This is a genomic window from Mesorhizobium sp. LNJC391B00, from assembly GCF_000502535.1.
Taxonomy (GTDB): Bacteria; Pseudomonadota; Alphaproteobacteria; order Rhizobiales; family Rhizobiaceae; genus Mesorhizobium.
On the sequence record NZ_AYWI01000004.1, the window covers coordinates 276709 to 297858 of the forward strand.

Here is a 21150-nt window from a genome sequence, read left to right on the forward strand (position 1 = left end):
GGCGGCCCTGATTCAGGTCAGGCCGAGTCGAAAATGGTGGTCTCCGAGAACCGGAGCGGAGCGTACTTAAACCACGTGAGCGCCGGAAGCGCAGGAGATCGCCATTTGCAGGCCGGCCTGACCGGATCTAGCGGTGGTTGGTGTTCAGCTCGCGGTTCGCCGTATAGTCGATGGCGAACGTATCCGCAGGGAAGCTGACGCCTTCCTTGGTGTTGTAGATCATCACCGTGGTGTCCTTGCCCTGCGCGTCGGTGATGGTCCACTGGCGCAGATCATAGGATTTCGGATCGAACATCATGGTGATCTTCGAATTGCCGAACACCGACTTGTCGGCAAGCTGGATGGTGGTGAGGTCGCTCTCTTCCTTGATCGATTTGACGCGGCCGCCCGAGAGGTCGATCTTGGTGTCGAGCAACAGCTTCAGCGGTGTCTTCGACAACGGATAGAGATCGGACGTTTTCAGCCGCTTGTTGAGGATGACCACCGACTTGCCGTCGGAAATCACCCGGAAATTCGACTTGCCGTCATAGTTGAAGCGAATCTTGCCTGGCCGCTCAAGGAAGAACTTGCCGCCGGTCTGCTGGTTGTTGGGGCCGAACTGGACGAACTCGCCGCTCATCGATTTGACCGAGGAGAAATGGTCGGCGATCTTTTGCGCCGTCGGCGGCACTGCCGCCTGCGCCGAGGCCAAGAGCTGGAACCCCGGCACGACGTTGATGGCCGCGGCGCCGGCAAGCATCAGGCCAAGGCCGAGCAACTGGCGACGGTTTGGAGCGAAATCGCTGATCGCGGAAAGATCGTTTTTCATGCCGGTCACTCTCGTGTGGTGTGTGTCTCGTTGCAGTCCGTGGACCCCCAGTTAGACTTAAGTTTGGCGGGCCGGACAGCGCTCAGTCGCTGTAACGCGCCAAAAGGTTCAAGGTTGCCGCCGGGCCGTATCGGCTGATCAGAACTTGTCGTCCTCGGTCGGCACCAGGATTTCGCGTTTGCCGGCATGGTTGGCCGGGCCGACAATGCCTTCCTTCTCCATCTTCTCGATGATCGAGGCGGCGCGGTTGTAGCCGATGCCGAGCCGGCGCTGGATATAGCTGGTCGACGCCTTGCCGTCGCGCAGCACGACCGAGACCGCCTGGTCGTAGGGATCGTCGGAATCCTCGAAATTGCTGTTGCCGCCACCGCCAGCGCCGCCCTTGCCCGACGGCTCGTCATCGTCCTCGCCGTCATCCTCGGTGATGGCGTCGAGATATTCGGGCACGCCCTGCAGCTTCAGATGGGCGACGATCTTCTCGACCTCGTCGTCGGCGACGAACGGGCCGTGCACGCGCTGGATGCGGCCGCCGCCGGCCATGTACAGCATGTCGCCCATGCCGAGCAGCTGCTCGGCGCCCTGCTCGCCCAGAATGGTGCGGCTGTCGATCTTCGACGTCACCTGAAAGGAGATACGGGTCGGGAAATTGGCCTTGATGGTGCCGGTGATGACGTCGACCGACGGACGCTGCGTCGCCATGATGACATGGATGCCGGCCGCGCGCGCCATCTGTGCCAGGCGCTGCACCGCGCCTTCGATGTCCTTGCCGGCGACCATCATCAAATCGGCCATCTCGTCGATGATGACGACGATGTAGGGCATCGGCTCGAGATCGAGGTTCTCGGTCTCGTAGATCGCCTCGCCGGTCTGGCGGTCGAAGCCGGTCTGCACGGTGCGCGAGATTTTTTCGCCCTTCTTTTCAGCCAACTGCACGCGCGCGTTGAAGCCGTCGATGTTGCGCACGCCGACCTTGGACATCTTGCGGTACCGGTCCTCCATCTCGCGCACCGTCCATTTCAACGCCACCACGGCCTTCTTCGGGTCGGTGACCACCGGCGTCAGAAGGTGCGGGATGCCGTCATAGACGGAAAGTTCGAGCATCTTCGGGTCGATCATGATCAGCCGGCAGTCCTGCGGCGTCAGCTTGTAGAGCAGCGACAGGATCATGGTGTTGATGGCGACGGACTTGCCGGAGCCGGTGGTGCCTGCGACCAGCACATGCGGCATCTTGGCGATGTCGACGATCACCGCCTCGCCATTGATGGTCTTGCCCAGCGCCAGCGCCAGCTTGGACTTGGTCGTCTCGAAATCGCGGCTGGCCAGGATCTCCCGGAGATAGACGGTCTCGCGCTTGGCATTCGGCAATTCGATGCCGATGGCGTTGCGGCCGGGCACCACGGCGACGCGGCAGGCAATGGCGCTCATCGAGCGGGCGATGTCGTCGGATAGGCCGATGACGCGCGACGATTTGATGCCGGGCGCCGGCTCCAACTCATAGAGCGTGACCACCGGGCCGGGCCGTACCGCGATAATCTCGCCCTTGACGCCGAAATCCTCCAGAACGCCTTCGAGCAGGCGCGCATTCTGCTCCAGCGCGTCCTTGGACAGGCTGGCGTCGCGCACCACGTTCTTCGGCTCCGACAGGAAATGCAGCGACGGCATTTCGAATGTTTCCGAGCCGATCAGCGAGGTCTGCGCCTCGCGCTGAACGCGCGCGCCGGGAGCGGGACGCGGCGCAGGTGCGGCGACGCGGGTCGCCGCATCTGACCGGAAGTTTTGCACCTTGGCGTTCGGCGCGGCACGGCGCGGGACCGGCTCGTCGTCGAGTTCGACCTCCTCGTCGCCATTGTCGAAACCGGCATCGAGGACGTCGTCATCGTCCGGATCGACGGAAACGCTGCGGTCATTGACCATGGCGGCGAAGAATTCCGGCTCGACGCGGGCGCGGCCATCCGGGCTCATCCGCGCTTCGGCGAATTCCGCTGATTCGACCCGTTCGGCGGCGCGGCGCCATGCGGTGGAGCGCTGCTCTATCTCCGGCTCGAACTCGTCGCGCTCCTGCTGGCGGCGCGCAGCCCGGCGATGCATCCAGGCGCGGAAAGACAGCCACCAATGGGTAATGGCGCCGAGCGCCAGTATCCCTTCGTCGCCCTCGTCGTCGTCTTCGTCGAAGAGCAGGTCGTCCTCTCGGGGATCGGGCTCCGCGGTGCGCTCCATGACGGCAAAGCCGTTCTTGCGCGCAATCAGCGCCGAGCCATAGGCAAACAGCCACAGCGCCGGCGCAATGAGCACCATGGCAATGACGCTGGCAACGATGCCGGTCGGGTAGCCGCCAATGACCAGGCCCGGAATATTGAGCACCATGTCGCCGAACACGCCGCCGAGGCCGGTCGGCAACGGCCAGGTCTTGGGCGGCACCACGCAGCCGGCCATCGCCGCCGCGAGCAGCGCGAAGCCGAACCAGGCAAGGCCGCGCTTCGGCAGCCTGTCGACGCCGCGCGCCGAAAACAGGAGAAAGCCCCAGATCACCGCCGGCACCAGGGCGGCGACCGCGGCAAGGCCGAAGAACTGCATGGCGAGGTCGGAGAATACCGCGCCCGCATAGCCCATGGCGTTGGTGACGATGTTGTCGGTGGCGTGCGAGAAGCTGGGATCGGCGACGTTCCAGGTCGCCAGCGCCGCGACGCCAAAGGCGACCAGCGCAAACAGGCCGGCGCCGACCAGCCGCCCGACCTGGCGCCGCGCGAATGCCTGGATGCCGTGCCCCGTATCGGTCAGCGCGAGCGGTGCTGAAGCCCCTGAACGCATGCTTCGTTCCCCGTCTGTCATGGACTGGCCGGGCGCATGACGCACTCCGGCAGATTCGGATGTCAGACTATCGGGGGGAAGGTTAAGGCCGCATTAACTATACGCACCCAGAGCCACGATCTTGCTCACTCCACTGTAGGCAGTCTCAACAGTTCGGAACCAATCCGGTCGACGTCTCCCCGCCAGCGGCCATCATAGAACGTGATTGCGCAGGGACCGAGGCCTGCCAGCACGGTTGCCAAAAAGAGAGGCCCGGAATGACCCGGGCCTCAAAGCGTGAACTCCTTTCGGGAGCGTCACGACGGGATGGGAGAATGCGGGCGGCCGAGGCCGCCCCGCAAGGCTTACGAGTGGTAGGCCGCTTCGCCATGCGAAGTCAGGTCGAGGCCTTCGCGCTCGGCGTCGGCTGTCGGACGCAGACCGATGATCAAGTCGACGACCTTGTAGAGGATTGCGCTGCCGATGCCCGACCACAGCAGGGTTACCAGGACGCCTTTGCCCTGCGCCAGGAGCTGCGTGGCCGTGCCGGCATAGCCGGCGGCGAAGTCGGCCGTCGAATAGTCGACGATGCCGGCGCCGCCGAGGGCGGGATTGACCAGAATGCCAGTGCCTAGCGCACCGATGATGCCACCGACGCAGTGGACGCCGAAGACATCGAGGCTGTCATCATAGTCGAACGTGTTCTTCACCACCGAGACGAAGAAGTAGCAGACGAAGGTGGCGACGATGCCAAGCACGATAGCGCCCATCGGGCCGGCAAAACCTGCAGCCGGCGTAATCGCGACGAGGCCGGTGACCGCGCCCGAAACAGCGCCGAGCATGGAGGCTTTGCCGCGCAGCAGCGATTCAAGCACGATCCAGGCCACTGCCGCCGCCGCCGTGGCGACGAAGGTGTTGATCATCGCCAGCACCGCATAGGCGTTTGCTTCGAGGTTCGAACCGGCGTTGAAGCCGAACCAGCCGACCCACAGCAATGAAGCGCCGACCATGGTCAGCGTCATCGAGTGCGGCGCCATGATGTCCTTCTTGTAGCCGATGCGCTTGCCGATCATCAGCGCGCCGACGAGACCGGCAATGCCCGCATTGATGTGAACGACCGTGCCGCCGGCGAAGTCGATGGCGCCGAAGCTGAAGATCAGGCCGGACGGGTCGGCATAGGCGCTCGGGCCGCCCCAGAACCAGACCATGTGCGCGATCGGGAAGTAGATTAACGTCACCCATAGGATAACGAAAAGGATCAAGGCGGAGAATTTGACGCGTTCGGCGAATGCGCCGACGATCAGGGCGGGCGTGATGCAGGCGAAGGTCATCTGGAAGACGACGAACACCAGTTCAGGAATGGCGACGCCCTTGCTGAAGGTTTCCGAAAGCGTCGATACGTTGACGCCGGAGAGAAACATCTTCGAAAGGCCGCCGACGAAGGCGTTGCCCGGGGTGAAGGCGAGGCTGTAGCCGTAGAAGACCCAGATGATCATGACCACGCTGGTGATGGTGAAGACCTGCATCAGCACCGACAGCATGTTCTTGGTACGAACCAGGCCGCCGTAGAAAAGCGCAAGGCCGGGAATGGTCATCAACAGCACCAGCACGGTGGAAATCATCATCCACGTGGTGTCGCCCTTGTCGACGGTAAAAGCCGGCGCTGCTGGCGCTGCCGCCGCGACGGCGGGAGCCGCCTCCTGCGCGAAGGCAGCAACCGTGCCCAATGCTCCGAGCGCTAAGGAGCCCAGCAGCGCGGAACGCGCCACTGACTTCAAGGTGGAAGGTATATTCATTGAACTCTCCATTGGAATACGTGTTCGCCGCTCAAAGTGCGTCGGTGTCTGTTTCGCCGGTACGGATGCGCACCGCCTGATCGATGCCGAAGACGAAGATCTTGCCGTCGCCGATCTGGCCGGTCTTGGCCGCCGCCGTGATGGCTTCGACGGCCTTGTCGACCAGGTCTGTGCTAACCGCGACTTCGATCTTGATTTTCGGCAGGAAACTGACCGCGTATTCCGCCCCGCGATAGATTTCCGTGTGTCCCTTCTGACGCCCGTAGCCTTTGACTTCGGTGACGGTCAGGCCCTGGATGCCGACGGCGGTGAGCGCTTCGCGCACCTCGTCGAGCTTGAACGGCTTGATGATTGCCATCACGATTTTCATAAGGTTTCACCCTTTGCTGTTGCGGTCCCCCGCGTTTGCACACCTTCACCGATCCCAAAAAGCCCGGAGAGTGCCCAACAGGATTCAAGCTCCGTGCCAGTTGCCGAAGCAGGGTGTTAACTCATTGTAAACAAACGGATCGCTCGAGTCCCGGCGCCACGGTGCGCACTGCCAACGGACAGTCACTGATTAAAAAGTAGGCAATTCTTCGAAAATGCCTATTCCGCAGGCGGCCGCTTCAGCCGGATCAGGCCTTCCTGGGCAACCGAGGCGATCAGCGTGCCGTCGCGGGCAAACAGCGAGCCGCGGGTGAAGCCGCGCGACCCCTGCGTCGACGGGCTGTCCTGCGTGTACAGGATCCAGTCATCGAGCGGATGGCTGCGATGGAACCACATGGCATGGTCGAGGCTCGCCGCCTGGATGTCGCGGTCGAAAATGGCGCGGCCGTGCGCAAAGGTCGAGGTGTCGAGCAGCGTCATGTCGGAGAGGTAGGCAAGCACCGCCGCCTGGATGCCGCGGTCGGCCGGCACCGGGCCGGTGGTGCGGATCCAGATGTTCTGCTGCGGCTCCAGCTTTTCGCGGCTGGTGTAATGCTTCAGCATCACCGGCTTCATCTCGATCGGCCGGTCACGCTCCCAGTAGCGCTTGATGCCGTCCGGCACCGCCTCGCCGAACTTGCCCAGCAATTCGCGCTGCGACAACAGGCTGTCGGGCGGCGGCACGTCGCGCGGCATCGGCAGCTGATGCTCAAGGCCAACCTCGTCCTGCTGGAACGAGGCTTCCAGCGAAAAGATCGCCTGGCCGTGCTGGATCGCCACCACGCGCCGCGTGGCGAAGGAGCCGCCATCGCGGATGCGGTCGACCTCGTAGACGATCGGCACCTTGGTGTCGCCGGGCCGCATGAAATAGCCGTGCAGCGAATGCACGTGGCGCTCGGGCTCGACGGTGCGCTGCGCGGCGACCAGCGCCTGGGCGATGGTCTGGCCGCCGAAAACGCGCTGCCAGTCGAGCTTGGGGCTGCGACCACGGTACAGATTGTGTTCCAGCTGCTCGAGGTCGAGAATGCTGAGAAGCTCGTCCATGGCCGCCGTCATGCTTCGTGACCTCGCCGTAAGATGCTATGGCGGTTTCCGACAGGAATGGCGGGCAGTCAAGGCCGGAATGCCCCAGTGGGCGGGGATGGTCGAGACTTCGAAAGGAATTGACATGGCGAACCGCAACCCGGACGCAAAAACCCCGCTCGACGTGCTGGTCGCTGGCGCCGGCTATGTCGGCCTCGCCGCCGCCGTGTCGCTGAAACAGGCGCGGCCGGGCCTCGCCGTGGCGGTCGTCGATGCTGCCCCCGCCGGCGTCTGGCAGAAGGACCGCCGCGCCTCGGCGATCGCCGCCGCCGCCTGCCGCATGCTCGACCAGCTCGGCGTCTGGCAGGAAATCGTCGGGCAATCGCAGGCGATCACCGAGATGATCGTCACCGATTCGCGCACCGCCGATCCGGTGCGTCCGGTGTTTCTCACCTTCGATGGCGAGGTCGCGCCGGGCGAACCGTTCGCCCACATGGTCGCCAACAAGGACCTGAACGGCGCCTTGCGCCGCCGCGCGCAAAAGCTCGGCATCGACATCATCGAAGGTGTCGCGGTCGCATCGTTCGACGGCAATGGCGCCGGCATCACCGTGCATCTGGCCGATGGCGCGGCGATTGAGGCGCGGCTGCTGGTCGCCGCCGACGGCGTCAATTCCAAATTGCGCGACATGGCCGGCATCAAGACGGTGAAATGGGAATATGGCCAGTCCGGCATCGTCTGCACGGTGGCGCATGAGCGCCCGCACAATGGCCGCGCCGAAGAGCATTTTCTGCCGGCCGGCCCGTTTGCGACGCTGCCGCTCAAGCCCACCGACGACGGCACCAACCGCTCGTCGCTGGTCTGGGTCGAACGTTCCGAGGATGCCGAAAAGCTGGTCTCGGGCGACGACCTCGTCTTCGAGCAGGAGCTTGAATTGCGCTTCGGCCTGAAGCTCGGCGAAATCCGCGTCACCGACAAGCCGCGCGCCTGGCCGCTCGGCCTGACCATCGCGCGCGCCTTTGTCGCCCCGCGCGTAGCGCTTGCCGGCGATGCCGCGCACGGCATCCACCCGATCGCCGGCCAGGGCCTCAATCTCGGCTTCAAGGATGTGGCGGCCCTTGCTGAAGTGGTGGTCGAGGCCGATCGCTTGGGACAGGATATCGGCGCGCTCGACGTGCTCGAGCGCTACCAGCAATGGCGCCGCTTCGACACGGTGCAGATGGGCGTCACCACAGATGTGCTGAACCGGCTGTTTTCCAACGACATCGGCCCGCTGCGCCAGGTCCGCGACATAGGCCTCGGCCTTGTCGAACGGATGCCCAGGCTGAAGGAGTTCTTCATCCGCCAGGCGTCGGGGTTGTCCAACGGCAGACCACGGCTGCTCAAGGGTGAGGCGATTTAGGCCGGGAATGAGTGCCGCTTTGTCATAGACGCGGCTCGGCTCCTGACATCAGCCGCGCAATGTTGGCGCGGTGGCGCACGATCACGTAGATGCCGCCGGCGATGACCAGCAACCGGTAGGGCAATGGTTGTTCCATGCCGCCGACGAGGGCGATCGCGGTGAGCGCCGCCAGCATCGAACTCAGGGACACAATTCGGGAAACTGCCAACACTACGGCAAATGCCGTCGCCGCGCCTAGACCCACAGGCCAGGACATCGCCAACAAAACACCCAACCCCGTCGCAGCCGATTTGCCGCCGGTGAAATTCAGCCAGATCGAACGGCTATGCCCAAGCAAAACAGCGAGTCCGGCCAGGCATACAACCCAAGGAGCCCAAACGGGCATATCAGATATTGCCGACGGCGGCGTTGCGGAAGACCAGAAACAAAACCAACGGGCAAAGATGACCGCTGCCGCCCCTTTCAGCACGTCCACCAGAAGCACCACCAATGCTGGCCATTTCCCGAGTGTGCGCAATACATTTGTCGCACCGGTGGACTTGGAGCCGTGCTCCCGGATATCGATGCCCTTAAGCAGTTTCCCCGCCAGATAGCCGGCAGGCGTAGAGCCGATAAGGTAAGCGGCAGCCGATCCTACCACGCTCGCTATCCAGAATGACATGCGCCCGGGCTGTTTCTCAGTTGACCTCAAACCCCAGCTTCTGCCGCAGTCGCAGCATGCGTTGGTCGGCGACCTTGAAACTCTGCTCGCCGCTCTTGGCAACACGATCCAGCATCTGCAGCAGGTCTTCGCGCTCATGCGGATCGAGGCGCTCGCGCAGGAAGGGCGCCAGCTTGTCGATGACGATCGTCGTGTCGTCGATCTGCGCCGCGGCCCATTTGGCGTAGACGACGGCTTCATCGGTCTTCTTCTGGTTGTCCGCAATCTGCGAGATCACCTCGCGGATGACCGTTTCGCGCTTCGGCATGATCGGGCCGTGCTCCGCTGCCAGTGCGGTGATCAGCGTTGCCGCCGCCACCACCGGATCGTCGATCGCCGTCAGCGGCGACAGCGCCGCCTGCTTGCGCAGCTTCTTGCGCCTTATGTTGCCCTGGACGCGGCCGACGACGTCGGCGACCTCGCGCGCGGCTTCGTTCATGGCCTTCATGCGATACCACCAGAACGCCCCGGCTCCCAGCACGCCGAGAATAGCAATCAGGAAAGGCATGTCGAATTCCCCCGAAAATTGCGGCGACGATAGGAGAACTCCGGCGTTGCTTCAACACGCAAGAATTGTATCTGATGAGAAAACAGAGCTGGCCCCCTAATCATCCAGACGCCGAGATCGGACGTCCTGTGTTCAGGTCGCTCGTCACGGGCACTAATGATGCAACCGCCTGGCGATAACGCCGACTTCGCATCCACCCCACTCTACCTGCAAGATATTTCACATACTGAAATTTCGTTCGCCATCATTGACATGGCACAAATCCCGCCGTATTCAACCCCGCCAGAGATTTCATTTTATGAAATTTCTTGCAAAGCTGATGCGACGAGGCTTTCATCGTCGGGGAACCCGGAGGAGAGAATGAACAGGATTGGGCTGGTGGGCGCGCTGAGCGCCGCCGTGATGACGTTGACCCTGGCGATGCCAGCGTCGGCAGAGAGCAAGTTTCAGTGCAAGCCGGATGAGACCTACGTGATGAACGTCATGGTCTCCGCGCATCCCTATTGGGTGCCGGTCTATCAGGGCTTCAAGCAGGCGGCTGCGGCGATGGGCTGCAAGACAGTGTTTTCGGGCACGCCGGACTATGACATCGCCAAGCAGATCGCTTCCTTCGAACAGGATCTGATCAAGAAGCCGGCCGGCGTGCTGCTGCACCCGATGCAGGCCGATCCGTTCATCGAGCCGATCAACCGCGCCATCGAGAACGGCACCACCGTCGTCACCTTCGCCGCCGACTCGCCAAAATCCAAGCGCGTCTCCTACATCACCTCGGACAATCTGGCGGAAGCCAAGTTTGCCGCCGAGGAGATCGTCAAGCAGGTCGGCGACGACGCCGAATATGGCGTGCTTGAGAACCCCGGCCAGAGCAACCACGATCTGCGCGTCACCGCCTTAATCGACTATCTCGCCAAGAACTATCCGAAGATGAAGCTGGTCGGACGCCAGGCCTCTAACCAGGACGCCAATGTCGCCAACAAGGCGGTGGCCTCGATGCTGCAAGCCAACCCGAACCTCAAGGCGCTTTGGATTCCGGAAGCCGGTTCAGCCGAAGGCGCGGTCGCGGCCGTTCTCGAAGCCAAGGCCAAGGTGCTGATCATGCACGCCGACATCACCCCGGCGACGCTAGAGCAGATCAAGGCCGGCAACATCCACATGGCGCTGAGCCCGAACCAGGGAATGCAGGGTTATCTCGGCTTCGTCGCCACCTTCATGGCGGCGCATCCGGAACTGATCGACCCGTTCAACGACTACAAGACGTCGGGCCACAACCCGATGAGCATCCCCTTCGCCGATAACGGCTTTGCCGTCATCACCAAGGAGAATGCCGACTCGTTCGACCTGAACAAGTACATGCAGGGCCGCGATCCCAGCTAATCGCGTCCATCAGGCAATCGCGCCATCCGGCGCGGTTGCCTTATCCCTCCCTGAGCAGGTGAGCACACAAGTGGAAATCCCGGCCCTCCTCAAAATATCCGGCCTCCGCAAATCGTTCGGCCCTGTCCGTGCGTTGCGCGATGTTGGTTTCGAGCTGCGCGCCGCCGAAATCCACGCCATTGCCGGCGAGAACGGCGCCGGCAAGTCGACGTTGATGAAGGTGATCGACGGCATACTGCCGCCCGACAGCGGCGACATCCAGATCGATGGCCGCTCCGTTTCGATCCCCTCGCCGCTGGCGGCGCAAAAGCTCGGCATCGGCTTCGTTCATCAGGAGATCGCGCTCTGCCCCGATGTCTCGGTGGCCGAAAACATCTTCATGTCGATCACCAACGCCAGCAAGGCGCTGCTGATGAATTACCGCGACCTCGAGAAACGTGCGACAGCCATCCTGGCGCGACTTGGCAACATCGATCCGACCGCGATGGTGCGCAGCCTTTCGATCTCCCAGCAGCAGCTGGTCGAGATCGCCAAGGCGCTGACGCTCGATTGCCGCATCCTCATCTTCGACGAGCCGACCGCCGCGCTGACCGAGCGCGAGGCCAAGAAGCTGTTCGAGATCATCCACCAGCTTGCCGGCGAAGGCATCGGCATCATCTACATCTCGCACCGCATGGCCGAAATCTTCGAAAACTGCGACCGCGTCACGGTGCTGCGCGACGGCCAGTACATCACCACGCTCGACATATCGGCGACGACGCCAGAACAGGTCGTGGCGTCCATGGTCGGCCGCGTCATCGACAGCCTCTATCCCGAGAAGCTGCGCGGCGACGAGCAGTCCGAGGAAATTCTGCTCGAGGTCAGCAACCTCTGCGAGACGACCACCTTCCGCGACATCAGCTTCCAGTTGCGCAAGGGCGAAATCCTCGGCATTGGCGGCCTGATCGGCGCCGGTCGCAGCGAGATCGTTCGGGGTATCTGCCGGCTGGAGGGTCAGGTGACCGGCAATGTCAGCCTGCATGGCAAGCCGCTGTCGCTGGCCCATTATGGCGACAGCATCGCCGCCGGCATCGTCTACCTCTCCGAGGACCGCAAGGGCGACGGCTTGTTCCTCGACATGTCGATCGCCGCCAACATCTCGGCGATGGCGGTGGATCGGATCTCGACGCGCTTCGGCCTCATCAACGACCGCCACGAGAAGCAGCGGGCGGAAACCATCGGCAGGCAGCTGTCGCTGAAATGCGGCCACGTCGGCCAGCCGGTTTCGACGCTCTCGGGTGGCAACCAGCAGAAGGTGGCGATCGCCAAGATGCTGTCGGTCGACCCGAAAGTGATCTTCCTCGACGAGCCGACGCGCGGCGTCGATGTCGGCGCCAAGGCCGAAATCCACCGGATCCTGCGCAAGCTGGCGCGCGACGGCGTCGGCATCGTGGTCACCTCGTCGGAACTGCCGGAACTGATCGGTGTCTGCGACCGGGTGCTGATCGTACGCGAGGGACGCATCACCGGCGAGGTCACCGGCGCGGAAATGACCGAAGAAAACATCATGGTCCTGGCATCGCTTGCCGATGACGGCCGGCAACGGAGCGCCGCATAAGCATCGTGGGGGAAAGCATGGACAGCGTGACGCCGCCGGCCCGCATCGGGTTCGGTGAAAGGCTTGGCGGCCTGATCAGGATGCGCGAGACCGGTCTGATCCTCATCATCGCCGTGCTCTTTGCGGTTATGTCGTTCGCATCGCCGTACTTCCTGACCTGGGACAACATGCGGGCGATGGCGATGGCCTTCGCGGTCGAAGGCATCGTCGTCGTCGGCATGACGATCCTTCTGATCTCAGGCGGCATCGACCTTTCGGTCGGTTCGGTCACCGCACTCGCCATGGTCATTGCCGGCCTGCTCTTCCTCGGCGGCGTCGACCCCTGGCTGGCATCATTGATTGCAATAGCGGCCTGTGCAGGCATCGGCGCCTTTATGGGCTTCTTCGTCACCAGGGTGGGATTGCACCACTTCATCGTCTCTCTGGCCGTGATGGTGATTGCGCGCGGGCTCTGCCTGCTCGGCACCGGCGGCCGCCCGCTCGGGCTCTATACCCTGCCGCCCGAGTTCAAATTCATCGGCCAGGGCGCCATTGGCGGCATTCCGGTCGTCATCATCATCTTCATCGTCTTCGTCATCGTGTCCGACTTCATGCTGCGCCGCACGACGATGTTTCGCAAAGTCTTCTACACCGGCAGCAATGAGAAGGCCGCCGCCTATTCCGGCATCCGTACCAAGAAGGTCGTGTTCCTGACGACGACGCTCTGCTCGACCCTGTGCGGCTTTGCCGGCGTGATCTACATGGCCCGTTTCGGCTCGGCCCAGCCGACCTTCGGCGCCGGCATGGAGCTGAACGTCATCGCCGCCGCGGTGATCGGCGGCGCCAGCCTCACTGGTGGCTCCGGCACCATTCTCGGCGCCATCCTTGGCACCATCCTGCTCTCCGTCGTTTCAAGCTCGCTCGCTCTGCTCGACGTGTCCGTCTATTGGCAGGACATCATCCGCGGGTCCATTCTGCTGACGGCGGTCACCGCCGATTACTACTTCAACAAGCGGCGGGGCTGAGATGGCGGACGGCAGGGAAGATTTCGAGGCGATCCGGCAGATCCACACCGTTCTGGTGCTGCACTTCGTCGACGGCATGAAGCAGAACGACATTGCGGCGGCGCTCAACCTTTCGGCGTCGAAAGTCAATCGGCTGATCGCGCAAGGGCGCAAGCTCGGCATGCTGAGGATCGCGGTCGAGAGCCCGTTCCAGCGCCTTGTCGACATCGAAAAGCAGCTGATCGAGGTCGCGCAACTGGCAGCCGCGATCGTGACGCCGACCGTGGCCGGCAGTCCCGACAGCACGCTGCAGCAGGTGGGGCGCGCGGCGGCCAACCAGTTGCTCGAGACCTTGCGCGACGGCGACGTCATCGCCATTACCGGCGGCAAGGCGATCAGCGCGCTGGTCGAAAACCTGCAGCCCGAGCGCGCCTTCGACGTCACCGTCGTGCCGCTGACCGGCGGCGTCCAGGGCAAGCACTATACCGACGTCAACCATCTGGCGACGCGGCTGGCCGAACGCCTCGGCGGCACCAGCATGCTCTTGCATGCGCCACTCTTTGCCGAAAGCCGCGAGCAGCGCGATCTCCTGCTGGACATGGCCTCGGTGCGCGAGATCTTCGACCTGGCGCGCATGGCGGCGATCGCGCTGGTCGGCGTCGGGTCGATTCAGACGCCGGGATCGAGCTACTACGACCTCCACCCAGGCCTCGATCCCGACCGCGAAAAACTCGCCGCCAGCGGCGCGGTCGGCGAGTTCCTTGCGCATCTGATCCGCGACGACGGCGCGCTGGCCGACTACCCGCCCAATGACCGCCTGGTAGCGCTGGCGCCTTCGGAACTTGGCCGCTGCCGGTCGGTGATGGGGGTGGCCAGCGGCGCCGAAAAGATCTGGCCGATCCGTGCCGCGCTTCGCGGCAACTATCTCAAATCACTGGTCGTCGACGAAGAGACGGCCAATGCAGTCCTGAGCAATGCGGGGAGCATACGCAATGTCGCCTGAAATGTTGACGCGCACCATTGGCGCGTCGGGAATATCCGCCTCCGCAATCGGCCTTGGCACCTGGGCCATTGGCGGCTGGATGTGGGGCGGCACCGACGAGGCGCAATCCATCGACACCATCCGCGCCTCGATCGACGAAGGCGTTTCGCTGATCGACACCGCGCCTGCCTATGGCCAAGGCCTGTCGGAGGAAATCGTCGGCAAGGCGATAAAGGGTCGCCGTGACAAGGTCGTCCTTGCCACCAAGCTTGGGCTGGTCTGGCATACCAAGAAGGGCAACCACTTCTTCGACTATGACGGCGCGCCGGTGCATCGCTATCTCGGTGCCGACTCTGTCGTCTACGAAGTCGAGCAGAGCCTGCGCCGCCTCGGCACCGACCATATCGACCACTACATCACCCACTGGCAGGATCCGACCACGCCGGTCACTGAAACGATGGAAGCGCTCGACCGCCTCAAGACCCAGGGCAAGATCCGCTCCATCGGCGCCAGCAATGTCAGCGTCGCCGATGTGAAGGCCTATCTCGCGGCCGGCCAACTCGATGCGGTCCAGCAGGAATACAGCATGGTTGCGCGTGACATGGAACAGGATCTCTTGCCCTTCTGCGCCCGGAACAACGTGTCGGTGCTCAGCTATTCGTCGCTGGCGCTCGGTCTGCTCTCGGGCAAGATCGGTCCCGACCGCCTCTTTACCGGCGACGACCAGCGCAAGGACAATCCGCGCTTCTCGCAGCCCAACCGCCGCAAGGTGGCAGCGCTGATGGAAGCGATCAAGCCGAGTGCCGAGGCGCACGGCGCCAGCGAGGCGCAGGTGGTCATCGCCTGGACGCTGCAGCAGCCCGGCATCGCCTTCTCACTCTGCGGCGCGCGCAGCCCGCAGCAAGCCAGGGAAAACGCGCAGGCCGGCCGCATCAAATTGTCGGGACAGGAGATCAACCAGATCAGTGAGGCCGCCAGCCGCCATCTGACCAATCTCGACGCCTGACCGCCACCAGTAACCCGAACCAAGTTGAGCTGCCGTCCACCGGACGGCAGAACGGCCCAACCTTGCCCGGCAAAGCCATGCCTGATCAGAGAACCGTCATCCTCGACACGATCCGCCGCAACGGCGCGTTCGATGTCGTTGTCATGGGCGGCGGCATAAACGGCATCGGCGTTTTCCGCGAACTGGCGCTGCAGGGTCTCCGAGTTCTGCTGGTCGAACGCAACGATTTCTGTTCGGGCTGCAGTGCGGCACCCTCGCGCATGATCCATGGCGGCCTGCGCTATCTCGAGAATGGCGAGTTCGGCCTGGTGCAGGAATCGCTGCGCGAACGCGACGCGCTGCTGGCCAATGCGCCGCATATGGTGCGGCCGCTGCCGACGACAATTCCGATCCGCTCCGTCTTCTCCGGGCTGATGAACGGCGCGGCAGGCTTTCTCGGGCTTTCGGAAACGCCTTCCAGCCGCGGCGCGCTGGCGATCAAGGCAGGCCTCGCGCTCTACGACTGGACGACGCGCAAGCGCCGGGTGCTGCCGCGCCACAGTTTCCGTGGCGCCAGGGCGACCTTCGCGCAATGGCCGACGCTCGATCCCAAACTGCGCTTTTCCGCTACCTATTACGACGCCTGGATCAGCTACCCCGAACGGCTCGGCATCGAATTGCTGCTCGATACCGCACGCCTGGCGCCCGACAGCCTCGCGCTAAATCGCGCCGAGATCGCGCGCGCGGGCTCCTCCTTCGAGCTCACCGATACGGTGGGTGGTGAAGGCTTCACCGTGACCGCCAAGGCGATCGTCAATGCGACCGGCGCATGGCTGGATTCGGCGATCGCCCGGCTCGACGCCTCCGAAAAGCCCGCGGCGCCCCTGGTCGAGGGCACCAAGGGCTCGCACCTCATCCTCGACAACGAGCCGCTCTACCGTGCGCTCGGCGGTCACATGATTTTCTTCGAGAATGCCGACGGTCGCGTCTGCATCATGTTTCCCTATCTCGGCAAGGTGCTGGTCGGCTCGACGGATATCCGCGTCAGCGAAGCCGGGCGCGTGCGCTGCGAACCGGCCGAGACCGACTACATATTGGCGGCGGCGCGGTTGGTATTCCCGTCCATTTCGGTCCGTGCCGCCGACGTCGTCTTCACCTATAGCGGCATCCGGCCGCTGCCGAAGAGCGATCATGCCTTCACCGGCCGAATATCGCGCGGCCATTCCGTACACCGCATTGCCGGCGACATCCCGCAATTCTGCATGATCGGCGGCAAGTGGACGACCTTCCGCGCCTTCGCCGAGCAGGCGGGCGATGACGTGCTAGCCGAGCTTGGCCGCGAGCGCGTTTGCAGTACGCTGGCCCTGGCGATTGGCGGCGGCCTCGGGTTCCCCGAGAATCCGGCATCGCTGGCAACCGAGCTGGCGGGTGAGTTCGCGATCAGTGCCAACCGCGCCGCCTATCTCATCGATCGCTACGGCAGCGGCGCGCGCGACATCATCCAGTTCTGCCTCGGTCGTTCCGACGACATCAGGCTCGACGACAGGACCGAAACCACGACGGCCGAGATCGTCTATCTCGCCCGACATGAGTTCGTGACCTGCCTCTCGGATGTTGTCTTGCGCCGCACGTCGCTTGCCATTGCCGGCGACATCTCGACGGTATCAATCGAGCGCATCGCCGATGCACTGGCCGCTGAACACGGCTGGAGCGATCCGCACCGCGACGAGGAGATAAAAAGTCTCATCGCCGAACTCGACACCTATCACGGCGTCTCGCAAGAGATGCTCGACCAACGCACGATCGCAGGAGCAGAACATGAAAGTCAGCGCCAAGGCCCGGATGAACCGGATGTTCACCAACGGCAATTGCCTCGACGTGGCGCTCGATCACGGCGTCTGCAATGAACCGGGGTTTCTCATCGGCCTGGAGGACATGCCACGTGTCATCGACACGCTGATCGCGGCAGGGCCCGATGCGCTGCAGCTCGCCTATGGCCAGGCCGATCTGCTGCAATCGCGGCCGGACAAGGACAAGCCGGCGCTGGTCATGCGCATCGACATGGGCAACCCTTACAATGCACAGCGCCACCGGGTGATGTGGTCGATGCTGCAGAACCATGACGAGCCGATCATCGGCGCGCTGCAAATGGATGCGGCCTGCGTCGTCGTCAATCTGTTCATGCTGCCCGACGAGCCGGAGCTGTTTCGCCAATGCGTCGAAAACATCGCCAAGGTCCGCGCCGCCTGCCAGCGATACGGCATGCCCTTGATGATCGAGCCGCTGGTCATGCTGCCCAACGATATCAGAGGCGGCTACCAGGTCGACGGCGATGCGGAAAAGATCGTGACGCTGGTGCGGCTCGCCGCCGAAATGGGCGCCGACATCATCAAGGCCGACCCCACCGAGCACGCGGAAGATTTCCACCGCGTCGTCGAGGCGGCACGCGTGCCGGTGCTGGTACGTGGCGGCGGCAAGGACGATCTCAAGACGGTGCTGGCAAAATCGTCAGCCCTGCTCAGACAAGGCGCCAAGGGGCTGGTCTATGGCCGCAACATCTATCAGCATGCCAATCCGAAGGCGGTAGTGAGTGCGTTGATGGCGATGATCCACAACGACGCCGGCGGCGAAGAGGCTTGGGACATCTACAACAATGGCTGATCAAGCCGCCTATCTGCTCGGCCTCGACGCCGGCAACACCATCATCAAGGCGGTGCTGTTCGATCATACGGGACGGCAGCTCGCCATGCATGCGGTCGCCGGCCGTTCGCAGACGCCGCAACCCGGCTATGTCGAGCGCGACCTCGGCGGCATGTGGGCCGATGCGCGCGACGCCATCCGCGCCTGCATCGCGCAGGCCGGCATCGATGCCCGCGGAATCGCCGCCATCGGTTGCGCCGGCCATGGCAACGGCCTTTATCTGGTCGACCGTGCCGGTGAACCGCTGATCGGCATCCAGTCGCTCGACACCCGCGCCGCCGGCCTGGCGTCGACGCTGGCCTCGCGCAATGCCGAAGCGCTGCATGCGATCTGCCTGCAAAAGCCGTGGCCGGCGCAGACGCCGACCTTGCTGGCCTGGGTCAAGCAGCATGCGCCCGACCTTTATGCCGCAACCGGCACGGCGATGCTGTGCAAGGATTTCATCGCCTACCGCCTGACGGGCGAGCGGGTCAGCGATGTCTCCGACATGTCCGGTTGCGGCCTCGTCCGCATGCCCGAAGGCGTCTATGATTCCGAGCTTCTCGCGCTCTACGGCATCGAGGATGCGCAAGCCAAACTGCCTCGATTGCTCGACAGCGCCGACATCGCCGGCGCGGTCACCACACAAGCGGCTGAAGAGACCGGACTGGCGGAAGGCACGCCGGTCATCGCCGGCTATTTCGACGTCGTCGCCAGCGCCATGGGAGCCGGCGTCGTGCGTCCCGGCGAAGCCTCTGTTATCGCCGGCACCTGGTCGGTCAATCAGGTCTTCTCCACCGCGCCGGTCGTCGACCCAGATGTTTTCATGGTGGCGCGCTTCGGTCCCGGCCGTTTCGTCAACATCGAATCCAGCGCTACATCGGCCGCCAATCTCGAATGGTATGTACGCGAACTCGTCGAGCGCGGTGCCCATTATGACGATCCGTTCGGCCACTGCAACGCGGCTGTCGGCGCGGTGACGCCAACCTGGGACGATCCGATGTTCCACCCGTTTCTCTACGGGTCGGGACAAGGGGCGGAGTTCCGCGCCGGCTTCTACGGCCTCGCCGGCTGGCATAGGGAAGGCCATATGCTGCGCGCGCTGTTCGAGGGCGTGATGTTCGAGCACCGGCGCCACATCAATGTTCTGAAGGACGCCGGTGTCAGCTTCGACAAAGCGGTCCTGTCCGGCGGCGGTTCGCGCAGCGAGCACTGGCCGCAGATCTTCGCCGACGGGCTTGGCGTGCCGATCACCGTCCCTGAAGCACGCGAGACCGGCGCACTTGGTGCGGCGATCGGCGCCGGGGTCGCGGCCGGCCTGTTCGCCGACTATGAGGCCGGCGTCGACGCCATGACCCGGTCAAGCGCCGCCTACCGTCCGAACCCGGCCATGCAGGACCATTACAACAGGCGTTATCGCGCCTATTGCGGCCTTGCCGATACGCTGCGATCGTTCTGGGCCGAACACGCCGCAGAACCGAGTAGAACACCGCCGAGTAAACCACCGCAATGACCCAACGGCTCGATGGCGACTACGACTACATCATTGTCGGCGCAGGCACCGCCGGCTGCGTGCTGGCCAATCGCCTGAGCGAAAACCCGGCGACGCGCGTGCTGCTGCTCGAGGCCGGCGGCAGCGACAATTATCACTGGGTGCATATCCCGGTCGGCTATCTCTATTGCATCGGCAATCCGCGCACCGACTGGATGATGAAGACTGCCCCCGAAGCCGGCCTGAACGGCCGCTCGCTGGTCTATCCCCGCGGCAAGGTGCTGGGCGGCTGCACCTCGGTCAACGGCATGATCTACATGCGCGGCCAGGCGGCGGACTACGATGGCTGGCGGCAGATGGGCAATGTCGGCTGGGGCTGGGACGATGTGCTGCCCTACTTCCTCAAATCCGAGGACCATCATGGCGGCAAGACCGAGCTGCATGGCTCCCGCGGCGAATGGAAAGTGGCGCGGCAACGCCTGTCCTGGCCGATCCTGAACACCGTGCAGGAGGCGGCCAAGGAATTCGGCATCATGCCGCGCGAGGATTTTAACGACGGCGACAATGAGGGGTCCGGCTTCTTCGAAGTCAACCAGAGCAAGGGCGTGCGCTGGAACACAGCCAAGGCATTCTTGCGCCCGGCGCTGCGACGGCCGAACCTCAGGCTGGTCGTCAACGCCCATGTCGAGACGGTGTTGTTCGAGGGCAAGCGTGCTATCGGCGTTTGTTATCGCGTCGGCGGCCAAACCATCGAGGCAAAGGCCAGGAGCGAGGTGCTGCTGACCGCCGGCTCGATCAACACGCCGAAACTGCTGGAGCTTTCCGGGGTCGGCGAGCCGGATCGCCTCGCCGCGCTCGGCATCGATGTGGTTCACGCCAGCCCCGATGTCGGCGAGAACCTTCAGGACCATCTGCAGATCCGCACTGTCTACAAAGTGTCGTCGGCGCTGACGCTCAACACGCTAGCCAACAGCCTGAGCGGCAAGGCGAAGATCGCGCTGCAATATGCCTTTGGCCGCTCGGGACCGATGTCGATGGCGCCGAGCCAGTTCGGCATGTTCTCGAAATCCGATCCGTCGATGGCGACGCCGGACCTGGAGTACCACGTCCAGCCCTTGTCTACCGACCGGCTGGGCGACCCGCTGCACCCGTTCCCGGCAATCACCATGTCGGTCTGCAATCTGCGGCCCGAGAGCGTCGGCTCGGTGCACGCTACGACGCGCGAACTGGCCGTGCAGCCGGAGATCCGGCTGAACTACCTCTCTACGGCGCGCGACCGCGAGATCGCGCTGCGTTCGGTGCGCCAGGCGCGCAGCATCATGACCGCCAAGGCTCTTGCCGGCTTCCATCCGGAAGAAATCCTGCCTGGTCTCGCCCACCAGTCGGACGAGGACCTGCTGCACCAGATCGGCTCGATCGCGACGACCATCTTCCACCCGGTCGGCACCTGTAGGATGGGTGTCGACGGCCGCGCCGTCGTCAGCCCGGACCTGCGCGTGACCGGTATCGAGGGGCTGCGGATCATCGACGCGTCGATCATGCCGCGCATCGTCTCCGGCAACACCGCCTCGCCAGTGGTGATGATCGCCGAGAAGGCGGCGGATATGATCCGCCGGCCTGCATGAC

General features: G+C 63.8%; 17 protein-coding genes. 10 read left to right on the forward strand and 7 right to left on the reverse strand.

What is annotated here, in order from left to right; translation table 11 throughout:
* Window positions 1-127 precede the first annotated feature (127 nt).
* The 5 genes from X750_RS152520 to tesB all read right to left on the reverse strand — a co-directional run bounded on the left by X750_RS152520 (window position 128) and on the right by tesB (window position 6855).
* Complete coding sequence (locus tag X750_RS152520; protein WP_023683897.1) at window positions 128-808, reverse strand: outer membrane lipoprotein carrier protein LolA; 681 nt, start codon at window positions 806-808, stop codon at window positions 128-130.
* 138 nt (window positions 809-946) lie between these two features.
* Window positions 947-3616, reverse strand: a complete 2670-nt coding sequence (locus X750_RS152515; RefSeq protein WP_023747367.1) for a DNA translocase FtsK — start codon at window positions 3614-3616, stop codon at window positions 947-949.
* A gap of 344 nt (window positions 3617-3960) precedes the next feature.
* Complete coding sequence (locus tag X750_RS152510) at window positions 3961-5391, reverse strand: ammonium transporter (protein WP_023670498.1); 1431 nt, start codon at window positions 5389-5391, stop codon at window positions 3961-3963.
* A 31-nt stretch (window positions 5392-5422) separates the two neighbouring features.
* Complete coding sequence (locus X750_RS152505; protein ID WP_023670499.1) at window positions 5423-5761, reverse strand: P-II family nitrogen regulator; 339 nt, start codon at window positions 5759-5761, stop codon at window positions 5423-5425.
* A 218-nt stretch (window positions 5762-5979) separates the two neighbouring features.
* Window positions 5980-6855, reverse strand: coding sequence for an acyl-CoA thioesterase II (gene tesB, locus X750_RS152500; protein WP_023683895.1), 876 nt, complete (start codon window positions 6853-6855; stop codon window positions 5980-5982).
* A 112-nt stretch (window positions 6856-6967) separates the two neighbouring features.
* Here tesB and X750_RS152495 point away from each other — a divergent pair, with 112 nt between their 5' ends.
* Window positions 6968-8224 (forward strand): ubiquinone biosynthesis hydroxylase, encoded by a 1257-nt coding sequence (locus tag X750_RS152495; RefSeq protein WP_023747368.1) that lies wholly within the window; start codon window positions 6968-6970, stop codon window positions 8222-8224.
* 22 nt (window positions 8225-8246) lie between these two features.
* Here X750_RS152495 and plsY read toward each other — a convergent pair whose 3' ends face one another.
* Window positions 8247-8885, reverse strand: a complete 639-nt coding sequence (gene plsY, locus X750_RS0132625; protein WP_023670502.1) for a glycerol-3-phosphate 1-O-acyltransferase PlsY — start codon at window positions 8883-8885, stop codon at window positions 8247-8249.
* 16 nt (window positions 8886-8901) lie between these two features.
* Window positions 8902-9432, reverse strand: coding sequence for a hypothetical protein (locus X750_RS152490; protein WP_023747369.1), 531 nt, complete (start codon window positions 9430-9432; stop codon window positions 8902-8904).
* Between the two features lie 402 nt (window positions 9433-9834).
* Between X750_RS152490 and X750_RS152485 the strand changes: the two genes are divergently transcribed.
* The 9 genes from X750_RS152485 to X750_RS152445 all read left to right on the forward strand — a co-directional run bounded on the left by X750_RS152485 (window position 9835) and on the right by X750_RS152445 (window position 21149).
* Window positions 9835-10806, forward strand: coding sequence for a substrate-binding domain-containing protein (locus X750_RS152485; protein ID WP_050587743.1), 972 nt, complete (start codon window positions 9835-9837; stop codon window positions 10804-10806).
* 70 nt (window positions 10807-10876) lie between these two features.
* The gene (locus tag X750_RS152480) at window positions 10877-12403 is read left to right on the forward strand and encodes a sugar ABC transporter ATP-binding protein (RefSeq protein ID WP_023747370.1); all 1527 of its coding nucleotides are present in this window, start codon (window positions 10877-10879) and stop codon (window positions 12401-12403) included.
* A gap of 17 nt (window positions 12404-12420) precedes the next feature.
* On the forward strand, window positions 12421-13407 hold the full coding sequence (locus X750_RS152475; RefSeq protein ID WP_031196674.1) for an ABC transporter permease: 987 nt from the start codon (window positions 12421-12423) through the stop codon (window positions 13405-13407).
* Between the two features lies 1 nt (window position 13408).
* On the forward strand, window positions 13409-14389 hold the full coding sequence (locus X750_RS152470) for a sugar-binding transcriptional regulator (protein ID WP_023706713.1): 981 nt from the start codon (window positions 13409-13411) through the stop codon (window positions 14387-14389).
* Window positions 14379-15374, forward strand: coding sequence for an aldo/keto reductase (locus X750_RS152465; protein ID WP_023706714.1), 996 nt, complete (start codon window positions 14379-14381; stop codon window positions 15372-15374). Before X750_RS152470 ends, X750_RS152465 begins: the two co-directional genes overlap by 11 nt.
* A 77-nt stretch (window positions 15375-15451) precedes the next feature.
* Window positions 15452-17260 (forward strand): glycerol-3-phosphate dehydrogenase/oxidase, encoded by a 1809-nt coding sequence (locus tag X750_RS152460; RefSeq protein ID WP_023706715.1) that lies wholly within the window; start codon window positions 15452-15454, stop codon window positions 17258-17260.
* Entirely contained in the window at window positions 17172-18014 is an 843-nt protein-coding gene (locus tag X750_RS152455; protein WP_023709349.1) for an aldolase, read from the forward strand. Before X750_RS152460 ends, X750_RS152455 begins: the two co-directional genes overlap by 89 nt.
* The gene (locus tag X750_RS152450) at window positions 18007-19545 is read left to right on the forward strand and encodes an FGGY-family carbohydrate kinase (RefSeq protein ID WP_023706717.1); all 1539 of its coding nucleotides are present in this window, start codon (window positions 18007-18009) and stop codon (window positions 19543-19545) included. The genes X750_RS152455 and X750_RS152450 overlap by 8 nt, the downstream gene beginning before the upstream one ends.
* Window positions 19542-21149: a GMC family oxidoreductase N-terminal domain-containing protein gene (locus X750_RS152445; RefSeq protein WP_023747371.1), complete on the forward strand. Its 1608-nt coding sequence runs from the start codon at window positions 19542-19544 to the stop codon at window positions 21147-21149. Before X750_RS152450 ends, X750_RS152445 begins: the two co-directional genes overlap by 4 nt.
* Window position 21150: the final 1 nt, after the last annotated feature.